Source organism: Achromobacter sp. SIMBA_011 (assembly GCF_046535435.1).
GTDB lineage: Bacteria > Pseudomonadota > Gammaproteobacteria > Burkholderiales > Burkholderiaceae_B > Achromobacter > Achromobacter dolens.
On record NZ_JAWRWN010000990.1, the window covers coordinates 1 to 247 of the forward strand.

Annotated in this window: 1 rRNA gene; it reads right to left on the reverse strand. The window is 50.6% G+C overall.

Annotated features, from left to right (window positions below):
* Positions 1 to 247 (reverse strand): 23S ribosomal RNA (locus SB816_RS33980); the annotation flags it as partial.

Below are 247 nucleotides of genomic sequence, written 5' to 3' on the forward strand. Positions count from 1 at the left end.
CTAAATAGCTTTCGAGGAGAACCAGCTATCTCCGAGCTTGATTAGCCTTTCACTCCGATCCACAGGTCATCCGCTAACTTTTCAACGGTAGTCGGTTCGGTCCTCCAGTCAGTGTTACCTAACCTTCAACCTGCCCATGGATAGATCGCCCGGTTTCGGGTCTATTCCCAGCGACTAGACGCCCTATTAAGACTCGCTTTCGCTACGCCTCCCCTATTCGGTTAAGCTTGCCACTGAAAATAAGTCG